Raw genomic sequence first — 3,508 nt, 5'->3', positions numbered from 1 at the left:
AGGTGAAGGTATAGAGGTAGGCCAGCATCTCCTGCGCCATCATCTTCACCCGGCACCAGGCACCGATGGCCGGGGAGGGGTAGAAGCGGGTAAACAGCCAACTGCCAAGCACCACCAGACAGCGCAAGCCCAGCAGGGCAAACACCACAAACAGCAGGGTCAGCAACCAAGGGAGTCCCACGACCAGATGGGCGATGCTCCCGAGGAGCAGCACCTCCACCATCAGCAGGATAAACAGGTGTCGTACGATCGTCATGAGGCTATGATCCGACCAGTCAGGCGTGGAAGTCAAATGGCACTTTGAGACAGCTTGATCCAGCGCGGCTTTTGTCGCTAAACCCCGGCGAACTCTTTTCTGGTGAGGTTATTTGCAATACTGTATATCCATACATATACTCTGTCCATCATCACCAAGAGGAGGCCATCATGGCTGTCGAGATCAAATATGTGGTTGTTCGTGGGGGAGTGGAAAAAATGACCTTTGCCAGCAAAAAAGAGGCCGATGCCTATGACAAGCTGCTGGATACGGCCGACGAGTTGATGACCCTGTTGGCTGGAGCCCCGATCGAGCTGGCGCCAGAGCAGCAAGAGAGTCTGGCATTCTACCTGGCAGAACAACGCGATGTGCTACAAACCCTGCTGCGCGGCGGCAAGGTTCAGGCAGGCACGAAAGAGGACGATGCGCCAGCCGCCAAGCGCAAAGAGAAGCCACTCAAACAGGTGGCCTGATTGCCTAGGCCGGCTATTTCTCGGGATAAACAGCTCTCAGCATTCACTTCATTTGCATTTAAAACCATTTTTACGGCTATTTACCCCGTAAATTTTTTCACAACGGTGCATATCACATGCATAACTGAATAGCGTGCACCACTGAGCGACATCAGCCAGAACTATGAGGAAATAATGAGCAAACAGTGGAGAGAACGTTATCCAGATCGATCCCGGTGACCTTAATCAGCAACAACAAGAGGCAGTACCAATCCCAATAGAAGCCGCATTCATCTATCACGAGCCCTTTTCTATCAACTCGGCTCACAGGCTCATATCGACTCATCTCAGCATCAACAAGCAACACCATGACTCAACAACCATTATCCTTGCCGCCAGCCATGCCGCTGTTTGACAGCCTTATCTATCTGGAAGCCGGTAACCCACAGGTCAATCAGTACCTTGCCAACCTCAGCCTCAATGATGTGCCCGATGCCGGGCTGGTTTACGAACTGGCGGTCGACTGGCTGCTGGAGCAGCGCAATAGCGAAAACAACTACAAAACCTATCGCAGCGAGTTGACCACTTTTTTGCACTGGTGCTTTCGCGAGGCGGCCATCAGCCCAAAAGATCTCACTCGCCGCATCATGATCCGCTATCTTGACTACTGTCAGTCCCCCCCTGACAAGTTGATCGCCTATCGCAACGTGGCGCAGTTTATCCTCGACAAGGAGTGGGGAGAGCGCTTGCCCAATCCGCAATGGCGACCGTTTCTCGGCAAGCGGGAGCTGGGCCGCACCTTGCCCTATCGCCTGAGCGAGCAGGCGATGAAGACCAAGATCGCCATCCTGTCGGCCTTCTTCCAGTTCCTGATCCAGGAGGAGTACATGGACAGGAATCCCGCCCTGCTGCTGCAGCGGGTCAAACGGCCGCAACAGCAGGAGGCCGATGATCTGGTGCAGGCCTTCAGCGAGTTGCAGTGGTCATACGTGATGCAGGCCGCTGATACCCTGGCCAGCGACCACCCAGAACAGCACGAGCGCAGCCGCTTTCTCACCATCCTGATGTACGCCTGCTATCTGCGGATCTCGGAGGTCGCTGCCCGGCCGGGCTTTACCCCTGTAATGGGGCAGTTTCGCCGGGATCGCAAAACCGGCGTCTGGGGCTACTTCATTCCACAGAGCAAGGGCGGCAAACGGCGTACAGTGGCAGTTTCCCAGGCGTTGCTGGCCGCACTTGAGCGCTACCGTTGCTTCCTTGGTCTGTCCTCTTTGCCTACACCGGATGAACAGACGCCGCTGTTCGTGCGCCATAAAGCGGCCGCCCACGGCCGCGAGCAGGGCGAACTCAACGCCAACCTCGGCATTCGCCAGCTACGGGATTTGATCATGGTGATCATCGGCAAGGGGGCCGAGCTGGCCGAGCAGGATGGCTTTGCCCAGGATGCGGCCGAAATGCGGCAACTCTCTCCCCATGCGATCCGCCACACCGGGATCACCCATGACATCAACCTGCATGGTCGACCGCTTTCCCACGTACAAGCCGATGCCGGGCATGACAGCATCGACACCACTTCGAAATACCTGCACACCAGCAACAGCGAACGACATGAGAGCGCTCGGCAAAAGCCGCTAGATCGATTGAGTCAGCATGCAAGAGATAACTGTTAAAAAACGAGTATCTCGGCATACATAACCACACCAATGCGCCTACCAGATTGTCGGACAAGGCAATCTGATGGCATAATTTACCCTGATCCCGTCGGGCACATTAAATATCTGGTTTTGGTTTCCAGGCACCGGATTGCAAATGGAAGCCCCCTGCAATCAGCTTCGCTCTGAAAATGACACTCAGCGCTACACCAATGGCTTGCACTATAGCCAAGCGAGGGCCTTCTGGTCATTGACACTCCACACCAGATTTAATGGGATGGTCGCCCCTGCCCAAAACGGTATCTAACGTGCCAAAGTGGCGAATGAGTTTTCCCACTGACTGAGAAGAGGCGACCACTATGCAGGCTACGACCATCGGCATCGATCTGGCAAAACATGTTTTCAATTACATGGCGTGGATCAACATGGCAAGACTGTCCTCGCCCGCAAGTTGAAGCGTGACCAAATGCTCTCCTTCTTTGCCAACCGCCCTTCATGCCTTATTGGCATGGAGGCCTGCGCCAGCGCACACTTTTGGGCCAAAAAACTGCAAGGGTTGGGGCATACCGTCAAGCTAATGGCCCCGCAATTCGTCAGACCTTACGTCAAAACTAACAAAAACGATGCTGCTGATGCCGAGGCTATTTGTGAAGCGGTGACTCGACCCACCATGCGTTTCGTGCCGATAAAGAGCTGCGAGCAATTGGCCGTCCTGGCGCTGCATCGGGCACGGCAGGGATTCGTCAAGGCAAGGACCGCCCAGGCCAATCAGAACCGTGGATTGCTGGCCGAGTATGGCCACATCATCCCCCAAGGCATTAGTCACATCAGCAAGCAAGTTCCTGACCTTCTGGAAGATAGTGAAAATGGCTTGCCAGGGACATTTCGCCAATTACTGATGCGACTCCACGAGCACCTCAAAGACCTCGACAAACAGGTCCGTGAGTTGGAGGACACGATCGTGCGTTAGCACCAAGAGTGTGCTGTCAGCCAGAAATTGGCACAGTTGCCAGGCATCGGGCCGCTCACCGCCAGTGCGCTGGTAGCTTCCATTGGCGATGCTAAAAATTTCAAAAATGGCAGGCAGTTGGCTGCATGGCTGGGTCTAGTCCCAAGACAGCATTCCAGCGGTGGCAAACAAACATTGC

At 54.9% G+C, this 3,508-nt stretch carries 2 protein-coding genes and 2 pseudogenes; 3 read left to right on the top strand and 1 reads right to left on the bottom strand.

Features of this window, described 5'->3' with window-relative positions:
• Positions 1-256 (bottom strand): annotated as a pseudogene (locus ACRAUW_RS17450) (lipase); the annotation flags it as partial.
• Positions 257-426: 170 nt separating this feature from the next.
• Between ACRAUW_RS17450 and ACRAUW_RS17445 the strand changes: the two are divergent.
• From ACRAUW_RS17445 to ACRAUW_RS17435, 3 genes and pseudogenes are all read left to right on the top strand, one after another.
• Positions 427-729, top strand: coding sequence for a YebG family protein (locus ACRAUW_RS17445; RefSeq protein WP_431363284.1), 303 nt, complete (start codon positions 427-429; stop codon positions 727-729).
• Between the two features lie 380 nt (positions 730-1,109).
• Positions 1,110-2,378 carry a tyrosine-type recombinase/integrase gene (locus ACRAUW_RS17440; protein WP_431363285.1) on the top strand — a complete coding sequence of 423 codons (1,269 nt, stop codon included), beginning with the start codon at positions 1,110-1,112 and terminating at the stop codon, positions 2,376-2,378.
• A 341-nt stretch (positions 2,379-2,719) separates the two neighbouring features.
• Positions 2,720-3,508, top strand: a pseudogene (locus tag ACRAUW_RS17435) (IS110 family transposase); the annotation flags it as partial.

The sequence above is a fragment of the Aeromonas sp. genome, assembly GCF_050633025.1.
Classification (GTDB): domain Bacteria; phylum Pseudomonadota; class Gammaproteobacteria; order Enterobacterales; family Aeromonadaceae; genus Aeromonas.
The sequence above is the reverse complement of the archived record's forward strand: the minus strand, read 5'-3'. Positions and strand labels throughout refer to the sequence as shown.

Bases quoted from the DNA above. Each gene is read 5' to 3' on its own strand.
- ACRAUW_RS17440 (WP_431363285.1), top strand. From the start codon at position 1,110: ATGCCGCTGTTTGACAGCCTTATCTATCTGGAAGCCGGTAACCCACAG.
- ACRAUW_RS17445 (WP_431363284.1), top strand. From the start codon at position 427: ATGGCTGTCGAGATCAAATATGTGGTTGTTCGTGGGGGAGTGGAAAAA.